The following is an 18,328-nucleotide window of genomic DNA, read 5'->3' as shown; positions in this document are numbered from 1 at the left end:
TTGGGCGATGTAAACAGCTCCTCCTCCCTGTTTTGCACTGACACTTCTTGAATAATGAGCACTTTGTGAACGCATTGTACTTAGTCGCGTCACAATTAATTTTTGCCATTTTTAAGTGAAAACTTACTGTAATAAGCAGCGCATTTCCTACACCATTTCGAGCATATTTTGATCGCTCAATCGCTTGAATATCACCACTTTAGTAAAGCTTTCGTCATGATTGGGTAGCGGCGGTTCATGTCCCACTTTTTACGCATTTTAGGTGGGCTTTTCAGAAGAAAAAATCAGCGTAATCTAGGGAAGAAGTGAACAAGTGCTCTTGTCTCAGCATGTGGATAAAAGCTTGTTATTCGCGGCAAGCATCGAATGTGAATAGTAGACTATTGACGAGATGCTTAACAAAGAATACGAGCTTTTAGACCATGCCCTTCGGGGCTTTCAGAGAAAACGTTACTCTGAGTTGCAACGCTTCAAAAGGTACCTACATTCCTTCAGCGTCGCGCCTTAATTAACGATTTCTCTGAAAGCCTGAGACTTAGACAACTTATTCTCTTCTTCCCTTATCACGAACAACAAAACATTATGTTCATTAGGAGAAATAATATGTCTACATCTTTTAAAAAACGCACTCTTTTTAGTGGTGTCCTAATTGCTTCATCTCTCGCTACAATGGCATATGCTGAAACACCAAAGCCAGGTCTTACTGTCACGCCAAGCATCGGCTACTACAACACAGATGGCGATAGACAAGCAGGCAACGACACATCTTACTCAATCGGTGTCGGCTACCAAACAAATAGCCCACTGGCAGTAGAAGCCGTTTACCTTCATTCAGATGCCAGTAAACGCGGACGTAACAACGACCTAGATCAATACCGCGTTGATGGCTTATACAGCCTTCCAGAATTTACGACGGTCAATCTGACGCCCTATGTTGCAGCAGGGGTTGGTATGACAGACGTAGATGGCGACTCAAACAACCTGCTGGTTAACGCAGGTGGTGGCGTGAAATATGCGATTAACAGTGATGTGGATCTTCGCGCAGACTTCCGCCTAGTGAAAGACATTGAAGACAACCATTTAGATAACGTGACGTCTGTGGGTGTGCAATACAGCTTCGGTATGCCAAACCAACAAGCTTCAAATAATTAAGCTTTAAAAGACAATCGAATCATTTTCGGACATGGATGTCTTTTACTCCCTAGCTAGAAAGTTTCAATAATCGTTAAAACTAAAACGCCCAATGGCAACATTGGGCGTTTTTTTATGTATTCAGCCTAGGTGTTTTATATCTTCTACTCAGGACAGGAATTCATCTACGCCTTTAGCGACCAAGTGTCCTGTCGCAAAGCACGCGGTTAATAAGTAGCCGCCTGTTGGCGCTTCCCAATCCAGCATTTCACCCGCACAAAAAACACCAGGCATGGCGTTCAGCATTAACCTTCCATCAACGCTACTTTCACATACACCACCCGCACTCGAAATCACTTCTTCTATCGGCTTGGTTTTGTAGAAACTAACAGGCACAGCTTTTAAACATTTAGCCAAAGCTTCTGGTGTCTGGAAGGCTTCTTTAGGAAAAGACTCATGCAACAACACGGTTTTTACACCTGTGATGTTTAAAGTGCGTTTTAAATATTTACTAAAGGATTCTTTGGGCTTGATATTGCGCAGTTTTTTGATGACCTGCTCTTCACTTTGCAGCGGTAGAAAGTCCATCAACAAAGACGATTGTCCTGAGTCGTTAATGCCATCTCGAAGGTATTTGGAAAACGCATAAATCAGGCTGCCTTCCATACCATCTTGAGTAACAATACACTCGCCCTTTTTCGTCACCACTTGCCCATCTGCTAAGGTAAAAGAAAACGCCACGTCTTTAAGAGGACTACCGGCAAATTTTGTTTTTAAATGCTCACTCCACTCACTGTAAAAGCCGCAGTTAGCGCTTTGTAGAGGAGCCACATCAACGCCATTATCCGTCAATACAGAAAACCAAGCACCGTCAGAGCCTAACTTTGGCCAGCTTGCCCCGCCCATTGCCAACACAATCGCATCGGCCTTTGCCGTCACACTTTCACCAGCATGATCAAACACGACTTCATTGGCTGACAACTTGATCATTTTGTGGCGCATATGAAACTGCACACCGGCATCACGTAAACGCTTTAACCAATTACGCAATAACGGGGCGGCTTTCATGTCCTTGGGGAAAACTCGGCCAGATGTGCCGACAAAGGTTTCGATACCTAAGTCGTGAATCCATTCACATAAGGCATCAGCATTGAACTGACTAATTGAAGTATTAAGCCATTCGGCTTTATCGTAATAGCGCTGGATAAACTCTGGATACGCTTCGGAATGGGTAATGTTCATGCCGCCCACACCCGCTAATAAAAACTTACGGCACGCACTGGGCTTGGCATCGTATACATGAACCTGATGGCCAGCGGCACAGATCCCTTCTGCTGCCATCAGGCCTGCAGGGCCTGCTCCAACAACAATAACTGTTTTCTGCGCTTGCGCCGCTTCTTGCATACTTACCAACATCACTTCAAAGAGTTACAAAAAAAGAAGTGTATGATAAAGAATTTTGACTCACGTCCCAATGATTTCTAGTGAAATACAAACTTTAAATCATTCAGCCTTAGGTTTACTCTGCACACCTGCGGTCAAGGCCAGACGCATGGCTTCTTCTACGCCAATATCCAACTCAGTCAAACGGTCACGGGATATATAAAGCGTCATGCCGCCAATCTGATAACTTAACGGTACATAAACGCCGACTAAGTCTTGCTCGCCAAACAGCTGCTGTCCAGTTTGCTCACCGGTAACAAAACCAATCACTTGCGCGCCGTTCCATTCAATCGACACAACACTTTTCATTTCCTTCTTTTCTGCCAAATTGAAGACCATCATCATGTCTTTAATCGCACCGTAAATGGACTTTACTAACGGGATGCGCTCGAAAATATTCTGGCTAATTTTAACCAAATAACGAACGCCATAAAGGTTGACTAAAAAACCAATCAACACCAAAGTGCCCAAAGTGGCGATTAAACCTAATCCGGGAAAATACAGCACATCAGGAATAAGAAGTAACAACAAGGGCTGCGCAATCGCTTCGCCCGTCGCCAATAACCAATAGATCAGATACACGGTTAACCCAATCGGTAACACCGCCACCAGCCCTTTAAGCAATAACGTAATCAATTTATTCATGTTTGAAATGATCCTCTAAAATTGTTCACAGCATACCGCAAGCTTTGTGCCACTCCTATTACTCCGAGTAAGACTTAACGAAAAGGTTGCCGAAACATTGCCAGCCTTATACTCTTTTGGACAATCCTTGCTTTTTTGTCTACTTATTACACTAGAGGTCGCAATAACGTGAACTATAAACGTCTTGAAACTTTTGTTTGGGTTGCCTCTTTAGGAAGCTTTCGTAAAGCCGCCGAGCGTCTCCATACCACGCAACCAGCGATTTCAGCTCGGATATCAGGATTAGAAGAAGAATTAGGCGTCAAACTATTCGAACGAGAAGGCGGCTCCAGCCCGATTATGCTGACCTCAAAAGGCAAAGAATTACTCCCTTATGTAGAAAAAATTCTTTACCAGACCGAGCAACTTAAAAAGCGCGCGGGGCTTTCTACTGCATATTCAGGTGTGCTGCGTTTGGGGGTTTCAGAAACCATAGTAAACACTTGGTTACCGGATTTCCTTTTACGGCTCAACAAAGACATGCCCAATCTTGATGTGGAAATGACCGTCGATATCACCAGCAATTTGGCCAATGGTATAAAAGACAGGTCATTGGATTTAGGGCTTTTGATGGGGCCGATTTCAGAACCAAATATTGTTAACCGCGAACTCTGTACGTTTTCTCTTTCTTGGGTAGCAAGTCCACATTTAGACCTGCCTGATCGATTATTGTATTTAGAAGAATTAGCCAAGTGGCCCATTATCACTTACGCGCGGGCCACCAAACCTTATGTGGAAATCAATCAAAAATTCCGCGAGCTCGATGGGCCTCCAGCACACTTTTTTGCATCGACATCCTTGGCTGCTTGCCGTAGCTTAGCCATTGACGCCGTAGGGATTTCCACCCTACCGAACATCATGATTACTAAAGAACTAGAGGCGGGATCCCTACGAAAGATTAGAGCAGTCTGGACGCCTAATGACCTCACATTCACCGCCTCTTATTCGGACGAGCCATTTAACCCCATTGCTGAAGTAGCAACGAATATTGCTGTGGTCTCCGCTCAGGAATACAGTAAAAAGCAAGCTCAGTAATTAGTCTCTTAAAATAGACTGCAACCTTTTGGCAAGATCCAATATCGCCTGATCTTTACCGTTGCCAGCGGTCAACATTAGCCCCATTGACTCTTGTTGGAAGTTGAATGGTAAGGAAATACTACAACCGTTTAATACATTGGCTAACGACGTATTGCGCAAGCACAATAAGTTTAGACGATCGTATTCGGAATCTTGTTCTAAATCAGACAACTTAGGTGCGACCACAGCCACCGTTGGTAACAAGAAAACCGTATTAGGTTCCTCTTCTGACATTCGCTTAATAAACGCCTGTCGAGCCACTTGAGTCTGCTGAAAACTCTCAGCACTAATGGTTTTCGCACGGGCGATACGAGAGGCCACTCGTGGGTCAATATTCGCTTTGTCCAGATCGTAATTCTTGCTATAAAACGACCAACTTTCAAAGGCGGAAAACTGCCAAACAGGTAAGGTTTTATAGTTTTCCAGCGCATCAATAAAACATCGTTCAACCACCACGTCAGCAGCCTCAAGACGAGCCAATTGCTCGGCAAAACCTTGTTCAACCTGCGCATCCAAATCGTTCAAACCAAAGTTGCTCGGTATGACAATACGTAGCGTTTCTATGTCTTGGCTGCTTTTGCAATCAGTTAAAGGTGTCGTACCAGATAACACCTGCCACAGTAATTCACACTCTTCTACTGTTTTAGCTATTGGACCAATAGAATCAAGTGAATCTGACAAGGGTAAACAGCCTTCTCTGGAAACAGTTTGTTGTGAGGGTTTAAAGCCTGTTAAACCACAAAACGCCGCCGGTATACGCAATGAACCGCCTGTGTCTGTACCAAGTGCCGCGTCCGCCACACCCAAAGCTACCGAGGCAGCGCCGCCACTGGTTGATCCTCCGGTAATGTGACCTGCATTAATCGGATTATCCGGTGTACCGTAATGAGGATTTAGTCCTAACCCAGAATAGGCAAGTTCTGTCATATTGGTATGACCCAAAAAGCTCGCTCCGGCTTCTCTTAACTGAGCCACAGCGGCAGCATCTTGGTCGGCAAGTTGTTGATTAATAAATACAGATCCAGCTTGCGTGTTATAGCCTTGTACTTGAAACAGGTCTTTAATCGAAATAATCGCTCCATTCAATGGCCCTGGCTGAGGCTCAATATAATCAAACAGCTCAGTAAAAACTGACTGGCCTTTTGTATCAATAACCTCTAAAGCACTCTTCCACTTGGCGATAAGATCTCGGTCCTGCCAAGCAAAATTCGATAGTTTGGATTGCGTCATAGATTCGCTCACTATTGGGTATTCATTGCTCTGGAAAACTACCCTCCTTGGTCTGTTCCGTCAAAGGTATAATGCTCATTACAAACGACCTAATAAATATTTTTTATCAAATAACCCAAAAAAACATGATTAGACTTTTATGGTAGGCAAGATCTACTCTTGGTCTATAGATTGTGGCAAGAATAAGGAAAACCTCCATGAAACCAGCTCAGTCACCATTACTGCAAAAAGCATATGATTTGCGTCAAGCAATTCGTAGTAAAGCGCACACTGGCCCTACGAGCGGTTTGGTACAAGGGGCGATGCAAGGCAACGTGGTTATTTTACCTGCAGATTGGGCAAGTGATTTTTTGCTTTACTGCCAGAAGAACCCAATATCCTGCCCTTTGATCGGTGTTTCTGAAGTTGGCGATTTCACAATGCCAGAGCTTGGCCACGACATCGATATGCGCCACGACATTCCAGAATACTATGTTTACCGCAATGGCGAAAAAGTCGAAAACCGTACAGATATTGAAGAACTATGGCAAGACGACATGGTGGCTTTTGTCCTAGGGTGTTCTTTTTCTTTTGAACATGCTTTGTCACAGGCAGGTCTTACACCAAGAAATATTGAAGAAGACGTTAATGTTTCTATGTATGAAACCAACATTGCTACTGTACCAGCCGGTCGTTTTTTCGGTAACACAGTCATGACAATGCGCCCTTATGTACCAAAAGATGCGATCCGAGCGATTCAAATCACCACACGTTTCCCAAAAGCTCATGGCGCGCCATTACATTTTGGTTCTCCACAAGAGATTGGTATCGCAGATTTAAGCAAGCCTGATTACGGCGATGCAGTCAGCGTTAAAGAGGGAGAGGTACCCGTATTCTGGGCTTGTGGCGTCACACCACAGGTGGCCATTCGTAACGCAAAACCACCGATTTGCATTACCCATTCACCAGGAAAAATGCTGGTGACAGATATTTTAGATACCGATCTTGCTGTTCTTTAGCCTTACAAAGAACACCTGAGAAGCTCTGCGCAGATAAAAATATCGCGCTATTAATAATAAGAAACACACAACCACACTTAAAATAGGAACGATTACTATGTCAAAGTTATCCAATGCATTAATTGTTAGCGGCATCGCTCTTGGCGGTCTGACCTCTACAGCCAGTTTTGCTGAAAAATGGCATATGCCAACGCCTTACGGTGATGGCAACCTGCAAACGCAAATCGCTTATACCTTTGCGAAAGAGGTCCAAGACAATAGCGACCTTGAAATTACTGTTCACTCTGGTGGCTCTTTGGTAAAACACCCTGAAATTCCACGTGCAGTAAAAACGGGGCAGGTACAAATGGGCGAAATGTTCTTGGGGATTTTGGGTAATGAAAACCCGATCTACAAGCACGATAATATTCCGTTCTTGGCAACGTCTTTTGAAGATGCTAAAAAATTGTGGGAAGCAGCTAAGCCATCTATTGCTAAAGAACTTGATAAAGACGGCATGATGTTGCTTTACACTGTTGCATGGCCAGCGCAGAGCCTTTACAGCAAAGATGCAGTGAACACTTTGTCAGACCTAAAAGGCCAGAAAATGCGCGCTTATAGCCCAACGCAATCTCGTCTTGCTGATTTGATGAACACCACGCCAATGACGATCCAAACCCCAGACATTCCTCAAGCTTTTAGCACTGGTATCATTCAAGCCATGATTACATCACCGTCAACAGGTGTTGATAGTCAAGCTTGGGATTATGTGAATCACTACACAGATGTAAAAGCGTGGATTCCAAAAAACATTGTGGTGGTCAACAAGCGCTCATTCCGTCGTTTGGATAAAGCCACTCAACAAATCGTACTAGACGCTGCCAAGCACGCTGAGGCAGCTGGTTGGACTCAAATTGCAGCGCGCGCGGCGAAGGACAAAGCTACCTTGGTTGAAAACGGCATGATGGTATCAGACCCGTCTTCTCAGTTAGTTGAAGAATTAAAAGCCATCGGTAAAACAATGACAGAAGAGTGGAAAGCAGAAGCACCAAAAGAGATTGGTGAAATCCTAACTCGCTACCAAAACTAATGATTAAGTCTATCTAATTAAAACAATTAGATATAAGTGTCCTCCTAACACCGCCTACTTCTAACCATTACCATAAGATAGGTTTAGGCGGTGTCTTCCAAGCAAAAAGTGAACACTATGAGCCAATTAAAAGAAAAACTTTACCTCTGCTCTGGCCTGCTGTCCGGTTTGTGTATCGTTATTATTACCTCGCTTTTATTAGCACAAATCGTCGGTCGTTTATTCGGTTTTATTGTCCCCTCTGCAGAAGACTTCGCAGGCTATGCACTTGCGGCATCGACCTTTCTTGGATTGGCTTATACCTTCCGTGAAGGCGGCCATATTCGAGTCACCTTGCTGATTCAACGATTTTCTCCGGTACCTCGCAAGATTCAAGAAGGCGCGATTCTAATCCTATCCTTAGCGTTATTGAGCTATTTATCCTATGCCTGCTGTTACATGGTTTACGAGTCCTATATTTATGAAGAAGTATCATATGGCTACATTCCTGTGCCACTTTGGATACCTCAACTGCCTGTTGCCATTGGTGTCATCGCACTCAACCTAGCTATTTTGGATGCATTAATCTCAGTACTTGGTGGTAAACAACCTACTTACAGTGAACAAGAAGACGCCCTGTCTTTGGAGGAAATCTAATGGATATGATGTGGATTTCTATCCTGTTGGCATTTGCCATGCTTGCCCTTTTGTCACTGGGTGTTTGGGTGTCTTTTACCCTAATCGCCATTGGTGGTTTGGGCTTAATTCTTTCTGAAAACTATCAAGTGGATTTGCTTTTTGCGACCTCAAGCTGGGGGGCAAGTACTGCGTGGTCACTGACCGCTTTGCCATTGTTCATTTGGATGGGGGAGGTGCTATTTCGTACGCGCTTATCTGAGGATTTATTCAAAGGTCTGTCGCCTTGGTTAGGTGGCGTTCCGGGTAAATTGCTGCATGTAAATATTCTTAGTTGTGGCATTTTTGCTGCGGTATCGGGCTCTTCTGCAGCCACCGCTGCGACAATAGGGCGCATGACCTTGCCTGAACTTCGCAAACAAGGTTACAGCGATCGTATGGCCATCGGCACCTTAGCAGGCTCTGGAACATTGGGGCTGTTAATTCCACCATCGATTATTTTGATTGTTTATGGTGTGGCGGCAGAAGTGTCTATCGCACGCTTGTTTATCGCTGGCGCTTTGCCGGGGTTATTACTTGTATCTTTGTTTATGGGCTTCACCATGATCTGGGGACACCTACATAAAGACGAATTACCTAAAACAACAGGCCATGAAACTAGCTGGTCTGCACGCATTAAAGGCTTGCGCAAACTATTGCCTGTCATGGGTTTAATTGGCTTTGTTTTAGGTTCTATTTACGGCGGTATTACGACGCCAACAGAAGCCGCGGCTTTGGGCGTAGCGGGCGCTTTGGTGCTTGCTGCACTCACAGGCTCATTAAGTCGTCATAGCTTTATGGACAGCTTATTAGGTGCCGTAAAAAGTTCTTGTATGATTGGTTTCATCTTGATCGGCGCGCACTTTCTAACATTGGCAATGGGCTTCTTGGGCATACCTAAAGCCTTGGCTTTGTGGATTTCGGGCATGTCTTTGTCACCTATGGAATTGATCCTATACCTCACCGTGTTATTCGTGATTTTAGGCTGTTTCTTAGATGGTATTTCTGTAGTCGTGCTGACCGTTGCGGTCATCTTACCTATGGTACAAGCAGCGAATATTGACCTGTTGTGGTTTGGTATTTTCATTGTATTAGTGGTGGAAATGTCGCAAATCACCCCACCCGTTGGCTTCAACCTCTTTGTGATTCAGGCCCTGACAGGGAAGAACATTTTGTATGTAGCAAAAGCTGCCTTACCGTTCTTTTTACTTATTGGCGTGGCCATTCTGTTAATTAGTATCTTTCCTGAAATTGTGACCTATTTACCAACAACCATGTCTCAAAACTAAGCGCTTAACAGTGAACAGGCTTAAGGAATCAAAAATGAAATTAAATTGTGATATGGGCGAAGCGTTCGGCACTTGGCAAATGGGCTTAGACGATCAAATCATGCCATTTGTTGATCAAGCAAACATCGCTTGCGGCTTTCACGCTTCCGACCCATTGACCATGGCAAAGACCGTTGCCTTAGCAAAACAGCACAATGTCACCATTGGCGCGCATCCAGCTTATCCGGATTTGGTTGGCTTCGGTCGTCGTAATATGGATATTGCTCCCGCTGAATTAAAAGCGTTGATTCAATATCAAATTGGCGCCTTAAAAGGCATCTGCGAAAGCCAAAACACCCATGTGGATTACGTCAAACCTCATGGCGCTTTGTACAACACCATGATGGCTGATTTCGCTGTGTTAGACACAGTGATGCAAGCAGTAAGCGAACTAGACGCTACATTGACATTAATGGTGATGGCCGTGCCAGAAGCCCCTGAGATTAAGAAGATGGCCAAGAAATACGGTCTCAACGTTTGGTTTGAAGCTTTCTCTGATCGCTTATACACAGACGAAGGTCGACTCACGCCCCGTAAAGAACCAAATGCCGTTCACGCCAGCTTTGATTTGATCGAAAAGCAAGTCGAACAATTATGCGAAACAGGCACATTAACGACCAGCTCAGGCAAGCAACTGGCCATCCATGCAGATACCATTTGTGTGCATGGCGATGGCGCTCATGCTGTAGATGCCGTAACGCGCATCCGTACATTGGTTGATCGACAAAATCAGACAAATGCGAAATAAATCATGAGCGGTGAAAATCTTCCAAATATAGAAATGGTCAGTAATCAGGCCTGCTTATTAACCTTTAGTCGGGTGATTAGCGAAGCTACGTCCAACTACATTGCTCAAGTAACACAATACTTAGTAAAACTAGAAGGCATTGTTGATTTGGTGCCATCCTACACCACCCTATTGGTGGTGTTTGATGACGACCATTATGACCGCTTTGCTATTTTTAAAACCATTCGCCAGACCATAGAAGCCATTGATCCTAATGACTTTTCAGTCAAAGATCAGCGCGAAGTGGTGATTCCTGTTTATTACGGTAAAGAAGTCGGGCCTGATATCGAAGACGTTGCCAAGCACTGTCATTTGAGCATCAGCGAAATAATTCAGCGTCATAGTGAAACAACCTATCGCGCCTATGCCATTGGGTTTACGCCGGGGTTTGCTTTTTTGGGGAATACGCCCGATGAACTTCATGTTCCAAGAAAAACCACTCCACGCCTAAAAGTACCGGTTGGTAGTGTGGCATTGGCAGAAAATCAAACCGCAGTTTATCCCAGTGTTACGCCGGGTGGTTGGCAAATTATTGGCCGAACGCCTGTCAATTTAATTGATTGGGGAAGTGAAAATCTCGCACTGATCGCCATGGGGGACTCGGTTCGATTCGAGCCGATTTCTCGAGATGAGTTCTTGGTACAAGGAGGTCAGCTCGATGGCTTTTAAAGTAATTAAACCCGGTTTATTGGCACTGGTTCAAGATTTGGGTCGTCACGGCCATCAGTCTATTGGGTTAACCACGGGTGGGCCGATGGACGAAGTTGCCTTTCGTTGGGGCAATGCTTTGCTCGATAACCATGACAATAGCCCACAAGTCGAAATTACCTTTGGCATGCTCACTCTGGAAGCACAAGCCAACACTAGCATCGCCATTACTGGCGCGGACCTTGGAGCAACACTAAACGATAGAAGCATCACGCCTTGGCAAACTTACGCCATTAAAAAAGGCGATATCTTAGCCTTCCACCAGCCTATTTGGGGCTTGCGTGCTTATCTTGCGGTGAAAGGCGGTTTTCTTTGTGATCCAACGCTAGGTAGCGTTGCCACGGTAATGCGTGAAAAAATTGGCGGTTTAACGGGCAAAGGTGACAAGCTAAAAAAAGGCGATATGTTAGCGTATCAAGCTGACTCTGATCATCAGCAAAGATCGGTGCCACGCTTAGCGATTCCCAATTATGGCGACAGAGAAATCCCAGTGATTTTAGGTTATCAATACCAGTCTTTTTCCTCTTTGGAACGGGCAAATTTTTTCTCTAGCGATTACACAGTATCGTCAAACTCAGACCGCATGGGTTACCGCTTGGAAGGGCAAGAAGTTCACAGCGACTTAAAAGGCATTATTTCTGAAGGTATCGCCTATGGCGCAATCCAAGTACCCAAAGACGGCCAACCAATTGTCTTGCTGCAAGACCGACAAACCATCGGCGGCTACCCAAAAATGGGCTGTGTGACACGTGTTGGCGGTAGCATTCTCGCCCAGCAAAAGCCGGGGGATATTATTCAGTTTACGCCGATCACCGTTGACCAAGCGGAGCAAGAACGTCATTTACAAATGGCTCGACTCGCTCAGTGGCGTTGACACCATCTCATCAAGGTAAAGCTGGGTAACCAGCTTTGACATTTACTTACCAAACTTTCATTCCATTCCTGTGTTTTTGTCTTAGACTGATATATTGAGGTTTTTGCCTTTAGTATCGACGGGATTGCATCTATTTATGAGATTGAAAGTCATTGCTTGTCTAGCTCTGTGCCTTTTTATATTAGGTGGAAAAGCGTATTCAGCGGAATTACGCTTCGGCTTTACTGGCCCCCTAACTGGCCCAAACACTTTTATGGGCACTCAAATCGTACGAGGTATCGAGTTAGGCTTTAAACGAATCAATGACAGTAAAAAACTCAACTACCAGCTATCTTTAGTCCCCTTAGATGACGGTTATGAGCCTAGTAGAACCCCCTCCCAAGTATCCACTCTCATTAATGATTATGGGGTAAAGGCCATGTTAGGTAGCGTTGGTACACCGACGAACCTTGCATCTCTTAGTGTTTTATCCAAATACGATATACCACTTATATCTCCGCTCACTGGTGCGCAATCTATGCGAACAGAGAGATCTTCTCCCTTTATTTTTAACACTCGGGCAAGCTATACAGAAGAAGCCTACTATTTAGTGAACATTCTAGTGAACGACTTGGGGATAAGACCGGATGAAGTAGCTATTTTTGCACAAAAAGACAGCTACGGAGACGCAGGATTAGCAAGCGTAATAGAAGCACTAACGGACGCAGGTCTAAAAGACTCAGCATCAATACTTCAGATTAGGCATCAGCGAAATAGTGATGAAGTCAGCCATTCTGTTGCCGATGTATTAGGCGTTTTCCCCACACCAAAAGCCATTATTATGGTCAGCACCTACAACACCAGCGCGAACTTCATCAAGCGACTTGAAGACTTTGGTATCTCGCCGGTGTTTTCCGCTTTTTCATTTACAGGGCTAGAGGCTTTACAAACGCACATTAGCGACACCAAGGCGAAAGTATTAATCACGCAAACCACACCTTCGCTTATTAATTCTCAAGCTCCTATTATCAAACAATTAAAAGAAGATATGGCACGATTTGGCGACGCTACACCACCAACAACCATGCAACTTGAAGGTTACATTAATGCACTCATTGTAGGGCAAGCGCTTTTGCCACTCAAAAACGTGCCTACCAGCCAAGAGATTGAAGATAGCTTAAAACAACTCGCGAAGAGTTATCATGATTCTCAAGAACAAAACGAACTTGCTGTGCTAAACCCAAATAAGAGACATATTTGGATACAACTTATCCACAATGGTGTATTAAAAGAGTTGTCTTATGCTGACATACAGTAACCCACCACTAAAACGAGAGACTTAGTAGATTCTTATCATGATGACATTAGATCGACATCACTTATCCATATCTCCCCTAGTGTGGTTATTAGCATTCGTCGCTTTGATATCGTCCATCATAGGCGCAGTAATATTAACCATCACCTTGCAAGAGCTCACAGCACAAAGACAGGGTCTAAGAAGTCAGCAAACGAAACTCTTAGATGCCTCCGCAGAGCTAAGAGCAATCGTCCCTACTTACCGCGACCAGCTTCGCCAAGTGTTGCTAGAGGGTGTAGTCCCTACCGTCAGTAACCAATACAATCTTAGTTTATATTATCGTGCGGTTGCGACGCTTGAAACCGAGTCTAACGATGCAGAAACACAACAAATCAGTTCTGAATTAGCAGAACAAGGGCCAAATATACTAGCCACAGCCAAGCAAATAACTGACTGGCACATTCGCAACGCAAAGCATGATTTGGATGAAATAGAACTCAATTTAAAAAGTAAAGCACTAAATCAACTACAACAATTAAAACGCCTTACCTATCGCATGACAGGCAACAATCGTTTACAAGAAAACTTCCTTATCTATCAATACAACACCGCCCCTTACGAGAAAAGAGATGACCTTGCTAAAGCGTATTTGAAACTGCGCCTGTCGCGCCTTGAGTCTGCGCTAAATACCGCCATGGAAGACATTAATACCTTAGAGGTTTCACTAAATGTGATGATCGCTTCCAATTCATTAAGTGTCATCACGGATCTCAAAGACAATCAAATTAAGTCATCGCTGGATCGCTTAGATTACGTCATCGCTGAATCCGCTAAGGTACATCCAGAAACAGCAGAAAGGTTACAACAGGAAAGAAACGCCCTTGGCAGCACGCTTTTTGGCGAGGGCTACTTTTTTGATAATACAGAACAAGTCATCAAGCTAGGAACTAAAGGGTTTTTCCAAGAACGGACCGAGCATATTACTCTTGGGGAAGAACAAATTAAGCTCATCAGTTTATTGGAAAAAACCTTTTCTCCGTTACCAAGGTTAATGGATCAAATTGGTGAATTTGTTCAACTTAATTCAAAAAATCTAGACCAAAAGATTGAAAACCAACTAACGGAAGTGAAAACCCGCATTCTTTGGATCAGCGGCATTTCCATCACTATATTATTACTATTAGCCTGGGCTATTTCTCGTCGAGTCACTCGACAACTTTCCAGTTTTATCGAAAGCGAAGAACGTTTTCGCTCTATGTTTGAATTTACTCCCGATCCAGTCTGGATTTTGATGGATCACAAAATGGTAGAGTGTAATAACGCGGCAGTTCAAACACTCAAATACTCTGAAAAAGACGCCTTGTTAGGCAAACAAATAGGCGATATATCCCCCTATAAACAGGCCGACGGCGCGCTTTCCTCATCCAGTTTAAACAGTCATTTAAGACAAGTTTCCTTGTATGGAAATACCAGGACCGAGTGGGTTTTCAAAGGTTCAGATGGTGAGCTAATTCATGCCGACATGACCATTCTATCGATTTCATTTAATGATCGCCCCGCCACTATTATCTCTTGGCGTGACGTGACTGAAAAGTTCATCTCACAACAGTCACTCGCACAATATAAAGAAAAACTAGAAAACGACATTGCCTTGCAAACCAAAGAGTTGCAAACAGCAAAAGAAGCAGCAGAGGACGCCAACCAGGCAAAAAGCGAATTCCTTGCCAATATGAGTCATGAAATTCGTACCCCTATGAATTCCATCATTGGCATGTCTTCTTTGGCTCTTCAAACCTCCTTAAATGACAAACAGCGCGGTTATATCGAAAAAGTCAGTCATTCAGCCGAATCGCTTCTCAATATTATCAATGACATTTTGGACTTTTCAAAAATTGAAGCGCGCAAAATGGACATTGAGAGTGTGCCATTTATCCTGCCTAGCCTTATCCACAAGGTAGCGCACGTACTTGAACTTAAAGTAGAGGAGAAAGGCCTAGAACTGATCATAGACATTGACGCAAACGTCCCTCAACAAGTCGTCGGAGATCCAACTAGACTTCGCCAAATCCTGCTTAATCTCGGCAATAATGCGGTTAAATTTACTAAACAGGGTGAAATTATCATCCGCGCCACCTGTTCAAAACAAGATCAGCAAGAAAACTTGATCCACTTCTCGGTTCAAGATACCGGTATAGGCATCAGCAAAGACAAACAAAACAACCTATTCAAATCCTTTTCTCAAGCCGATACTTCAACCACTCGACGCTTTGGTGGCACAGGCCTTGGTCTTGCCATATCAAAACGACTGATTCAATTGATGGGCGGCGATATCTGGGTCGAAAGTGAAGACAATAAAGGCAGCACCTTTCACTTTACCGTGGGATTCCAATCCACAGAAAATGTCGCTTCTCAATATGCATTAAACAGACATACTAATTTAAGCCAAGTAATGATTGTCGATGACAATGACACGGCCAGAGAGGTTTTAAAAGCCAGTGTAGAAGCGCTTGGCCTTGTCTGCCATACCTGTAGCAGTGGCCACGAAGCGGTTCAGTACATAGCGTCACTTAAAGCAAAATCTCAGCCTTACCCGTTAATGTTGATTGATTGGAGAATGCCGGAACTGGATGGTATAGACACCTGCAAAGCTATTCTTGAGCAGACCCAAGACACCACCCCTATCACTATTATAATGGTGACGGCATATAGACAAGAGGAAGCCCGCAAAGCTGGCGAAGAGCTACCGATTTCAGCCTATTTAACCAAACCCGTCACAACATCCAGTCTATTCGATCAGATTATACAGTTGTGCGGTCCCCAATCTGTCTCGCTTATTGGCAATAGCAACGACAGTAATGACAGTAATGACATCGTATTTTCTTACGAGCTTGCAGGAGTCAATGTATTGCTGGTTGAGGACAATGAAATCAACCGCGAATTGGCCGAAGAATTACTATCACGTAGCGGCATTCAATTTACCTCTGCAACAAACGGACAAGAAGCGATTGACTTACTAGGATCCGATCACTTTGATTGTATTTTAATGGACTGCCAAATGCCGGTAATGGACGGTTACACAGCAACCCAAAAAATTCGCACGATGCCAGAGTACAAAGACATTCCAATTATCGCCATGACGGCCAACGTAATGGCAGAAGACATTAAATACGCCAAAACTTCTGGTATGAATGATCACATCGCTAAACCTATCCATTTTGACACCATGTTTAATACCTTGCGCACCTGGATCAAACCCAACATTAATAACACTCGCGCAGGATTAGTATCTACATCACCAGATAATACAGATACTGCAGAGCTACCAGATAGCATGCACATAGACGCAGAATTAGGTTTAGCAAGAACACTAACTAAACCACTTTATACTCGGCTGTTAACACGTTTTCTGGAAACACATACGTCCTTCATCGATGAATGTAACGCGGCCATAAAGCAGGGTGATCTTGTATTAGCCAATAGATTAGCGCATACACTAAAAGGAACCGCCGCGACCTTAGGTATGATCGAACTAGCAACATCGGCCGGCCAATTGGAAAACGCTTTAGAAGAGGCTAATGTCAATATAACGCCTATACTGTTATCTGTAGAACAGGATTTAACTATTGTCCTAAATGATCTTAGAGCGTGGCATACGATTTATAGCCATGCTGTAGAAAAAGAAACCACAGCATCACAGTCAATGAACCAAGACGAATTTAAAAAGAATATTGAAAAATTAACCACTTATATCGATAAAAATGTGGTGGAAGCACTTTATCTAGCACAAAATTTGCTTCCAAATATCGCCAGCAAAGAGGCTTATGCCATGATGGCAAAAGTCGTCGCAGCCTTAAAACTTTACGACTTTGAACTGGCAGCAAAACACTTAACTATGCTTATCGAACATTTAGAAGACTCTGAGAAGTAGACATCATGATGAAGACGTTTGAGCAATCTAATACGACACAACCACTAGAGAGACCGACTATCCTGATCGTTGACGATACGCCAGAAAACATTGACGTTTTAGTTGCGTCCTTATCTGATGAGTACACAGTTAAAGTCGCTTTAAATGGTATGAAAGCCTTGGCTATTGCGGCTTTATCACCACGTCCAGACCTTATACTGCTAGACGTTATGATGCCTGAAATGGATGGCTATGATGTCTGCACACAATTAAAAGCCAATCCTGTAACAGCCAATATTCCAGTTATTTTTGTGACGGCCAAACACGACATCAAAGATGAAGAGAGAGGGTTCTCCTTAGGTGCCGTAGACTACATTATCAAACCCATCAGCCCACCTATCGTTCGTGCCAGAGTCCGTACACACCTCGCTTTATATGATCAAAACAGACAATTACAGAAAAAAGTAGACGAGCGTACCAAAGCACTGCAAGCCAGCCAGCTCCGCATTATTCATCATCTTGGTCGTGCGGTAGAGTTCAAAGACAATGAAACTGGCGCTCATGTTATTCGCATGAGTCACTATGCACGCATGATTGCACAAGAATATGGCGGCAATGAAGAGTGGATAAACCGGATTTTTCAAGCCGCCCCAATGCATGATGTAGGAAAAATAGGCATCTCTGACGCCATTCTTTTAAAACCAGGCAAGCTCACACCAGAAGAATGGGAAAAGATGAAACTTCATACGGTTTATGGTGGCGAAATATTTGCTGAAGACGACGATCCAATGCTGCAAATCGCAAAAACCATTGCCCTTACCCATCATGAAAAATGGGATGGTAGTGGCTACCCGAATGGCTTAAAAGGTGAAGAAATACCATTAGAGGGTCGTATTGTCGCCATTGCAGATGTGCTCGATGCGCTGATGTCAAAACGCCCTTATAAAGAAGCATGGAGTTTAGAGGCGTCTCTTACCTATATTAAAGACAGTGCGGGCAGTCATTTTGACCCAAACCTGGTTCCTCTACTTAACAATCTAACCCCCCAGATTTTGTCGATCCGACAACAACACCCAGACAAAGAAGAAGACATAATCGTTAAATAGCTTTTATCAATCACAACTTTAGTTAATAACAATTTTTACTATCACAACATTTTCCC

General features: G+C 43.9%; 15 protein-coding genes. 12 read left to right on the top strand and 3 right to left on the bottom strand.

The features are described 5' to 3' along the window. Positions 1 to 603 precede the first annotated feature (603 nt). Positions 604 to 1,152: a porin family protein gene (locus tag KDW99_RS01735; RefSeq protein ID WP_255827614.1), complete on the top strand. Its 549-nt coding sequence runs from the start codon at positions 604 to 606 to the stop codon at positions 1,150 to 1,152. Positions 1,153 to 1,299: 147 nt separating this feature from the next. Here the strand turns inward: KDW99_RS01735 and KDW99_RS01730 are convergent, their stop codons facing one another. After that, on the bottom strand, positions 1,300 to 2,535 hold the full coding sequence (locus tag KDW99_RS01730) for a TIGR03862 family flavoprotein (RefSeq protein ID WP_255827613.1): 1,236 nt from the start codon (positions 2,533 to 2,535) through the stop codon (positions 1,300 to 1,302). 99 nt (positions 2,536 to 2,634) lie between these two features. Further along, positions 2,635 to 3,219: a DUF502 domain-containing protein gene (locus KDW99_RS01725; protein WP_255827612.1), complete on the bottom strand. Its 585-nt coding sequence runs from the start codon at positions 3,217 to 3,219 to the stop codon at positions 2,635 to 2,637. A 168-nt stretch (positions 3,220 to 3,387) separates the two neighbouring features. Here KDW99_RS01725 and KDW99_RS01720 point away from each other — a divergent pair, with 168 nt between their 5' ends. Continuing rightward, positions 3,388 to 4,293, top strand: coding sequence for a LysR family transcriptional regulator (locus tag KDW99_RS01720; protein ID WP_255827611.1), 906 nt, complete (start codon positions 3,388 to 3,390; stop codon positions 4,291 to 4,293). On the opposite strand, the gene KDW99_RS01715 is transcribed toward KDW99_RS01720, so the two are convergent. Continuing rightward, positions 4,294 to 5,565 (bottom strand): amidase family protein, encoded by a 1,272-nt coding sequence (locus KDW99_RS01715; RefSeq protein ID WP_255827610.1) that lies wholly within the window; start codon positions 5,563 to 5,565, stop codon positions 4,294 to 4,296. A 197-nt stretch (positions 5,566 to 5,762) separates the two neighbouring features. Here KDW99_RS01715 and KDW99_RS01710 point away from each other — a divergent pair, with 197 nt between their 5' ends. The 10 genes from KDW99_RS01710 (at position 5,763) to KDW99_RS01665 (ending at position 18,272) form a co-directional block, all read left to right on the top strand. Then, complete coding sequence (locus KDW99_RS01710; protein WP_255827609.1) at positions 5,763 to 6,563, top strand: putative hydro-lyase; 801 nt, start codon at positions 5,763 to 5,765, stop codon at positions 6,561 to 6,563. A gap of 97 nt (positions 6,564 to 6,660) precedes the next feature. Further along, a complete protein-coding gene (locus KDW99_RS01705) occupies positions 6,661 to 7,632 on the top strand; it encodes a TRAP transporter substrate-binding protein (protein WP_114413345.1) in 972 nt (323 codons plus the stop codon). A gap of 117 nt (positions 7,633 to 7,749) precedes the next feature. Further along, complete coding sequence (locus KDW99_RS01700) at positions 7,750 to 8,268, top strand: TRAP transporter small permease (RefSeq protein WP_114413346.1); 519 nt, start codon at positions 7,750 to 7,752, stop codon at positions 8,266 to 8,268. Next, positions 8,268 to 9,575, top strand: a complete 1,308-nt coding sequence (locus KDW99_RS01695) for a TRAP transporter large permease (RefSeq protein ID WP_114413347.1) — start codon at positions 8,268 to 8,270, stop codon at positions 9,573 to 9,575. Before KDW99_RS01700 ends, KDW99_RS01695 begins: the two co-directional genes overlap by 1 nt. Positions 9,576 to 9,609: 34 nt before the next feature. Next, positions 9,610 to 10,362, top strand: a complete 753-nt coding sequence (locus tag KDW99_RS01690; RefSeq protein WP_114413348.1) for a 5-oxoprolinase subunit PxpA — start codon at positions 9,610 to 9,612, stop codon at positions 10,360 to 10,362. Positions 10,363 to 10,365: 3 nt separating this feature from the next. Further along, positions 10,366 to 11,070: a 5-oxoprolinase subunit PxpB gene (gene pxpB, locus KDW99_RS01685; RefSeq protein WP_205113199.1), complete on the top strand. Its 705-nt coding sequence runs from the start codon at positions 10,366 to 10,368 to the stop codon at positions 11,068 to 11,070. Further along, positions 11,060 to 11,983 (top strand): biotin-dependent carboxyltransferase family protein, encoded by a 924-nt coding sequence (locus KDW99_RS01680; RefSeq protein WP_255827608.1) that lies wholly within the window; start codon positions 11,060 to 11,062, stop codon positions 11,981 to 11,983. Before pxpB ends, KDW99_RS01680 begins: the two co-directional genes overlap by 11 nt. 136 nt (positions 11,984 to 12,119) lie before the next feature. Next, positions 12,120 to 13,280 (top strand): ABC transporter substrate-binding protein, encoded by a 1,161-nt coding sequence (locus KDW99_RS01675; protein ID WP_255827607.1) that lies wholly within the window; start codon positions 12,120 to 12,122, stop codon positions 13,278 to 13,280. Positions 13,281 to 13,317: 37 nt separating this feature from the next. Then, entirely contained in the window at positions 13,318 to 17,187 is a 3,870-nt protein-coding gene (locus KDW99_RS01670; protein WP_255827606.1) for a response regulator, read from the top strand. Positions 17,188 to 17,192: 5 nt separating this feature from the next. Further along, positions 17,193 to 18,272 carry a response regulator gene (locus KDW99_RS01665; protein ID WP_255827605.1) on the top strand — a complete coding sequence of 360 codons (1,080 nt, stop codon included), beginning with the start codon at positions 17,193 to 17,195 and terminating at the stop codon, positions 18,270 to 18,272. Positions 18,273 to 18,328: the final 56 nt, after the last annotated feature.

The organism is Marinomonas rhizomae (assembly GCF_024397855.1).
Lineage (GTDB): Bacteria > Pseudomonadota > Gammaproteobacteria > Pseudomonadales > Marinomonadaceae > Marinomonas > Marinomonas rhizomae_A.
This window is presented reverse-complemented; position numbering and strand designations above follow the sequence as displayed.

Excerpts from the sequence above, each read along its gene's own strand:
- KDW99_RS01665 (WP_255827605.1), top strand. The coding sequence starts at position 17,193 with ATGATGAAGACGTTTGAGCAATCTAATACGACACAACCACTAGAGAGA.
- KDW99_RS01690 (WP_114413348.1), top strand. The coding sequence starts at position 9,610 with ATGAAATTAAATTGTGATATGGGCGAAGCGTTCGGCACTTGGCAAATG.
- KDW99_RS01710 (WP_255827609.1), top strand. The coding sequence starts at position 5,763 with ATGAAACCAGCTCAGTCACCATTACTGCAAAAAGCATATGATTTGCGT.
- pxpB (WP_205113199.1), top strand. The coding sequence starts at position 10,366 with ATGAGCGGTGAAAATCTTCCAAATATAGAAATGGTCAGTAATCAGGCC.
- KDW99_RS01675 (WP_255827607.1), top strand. The coding sequence starts at position 12,120 with ATGAGATTGAAAGTCATTGCTTGTCTAGCTCTGTGCCTTTTTATATTA.
- KDW99_RS01735 (WP_255827614.1), top strand. The coding sequence starts at position 604 with ATGTCTACATCTTTTAAAAAACGCACTCTTTTTAGTGGTGTCCTAATT.
- KDW99_RS01700 (WP_114413346.1), top strand. The coding sequence starts at position 7,750 with ATGAGCCAATTAAAAGAAAAACTTTACCTCTGCTCTGGCCTGCTGTCC.
- KDW99_RS01725 (WP_255827612.1), bottom strand. The coding sequence starts at position 3,219 with ATGAATAAATTGATTACGTTATTGCTTAAAGGGCTGGTGGCGGTGTTA.
- KDW99_RS01715 (WP_255827610.1), bottom strand. The coding sequence starts at position 5,565 with ATGACGCAATCCAAACTATCGAATTTTGCTTGGCAGGACCGAGATCTT.
- KDW99_RS01730 (WP_255827613.1), bottom strand. The coding sequence starts at position 2,535 with ATGCAAGAAGCGGCGCAAGCGCAGAAAACAGTTATTGTTGTTGGAGCA.
- KDW99_RS01705 (WP_114413345.1), top strand. The coding sequence starts at position 6,661 with ATGTCAAAGTTATCCAATGCATTAATTGTTAGCGGCATCGCTCTTGGC.
- KDW99_RS01670 (WP_255827606.1), top strand. The coding sequence starts at position 13,318 with ATGATGACATTAGATCGACATCACTTATCCATATCTCCCCTAGTGTGG.
- KDW99_RS01680 (WP_255827608.1), top strand. The coding sequence starts at position 11,060 with ATGGCTTTTAAAGTAATTAAACCCGGTTTATTGGCACTGGTTCAAGAT.
- KDW99_RS01695 (WP_114413347.1), top strand. The coding sequence starts at position 8,268 with ATGGATATGATGTGGATTTCTATCCTGTTGGCATTTGCCATGCTTGCC.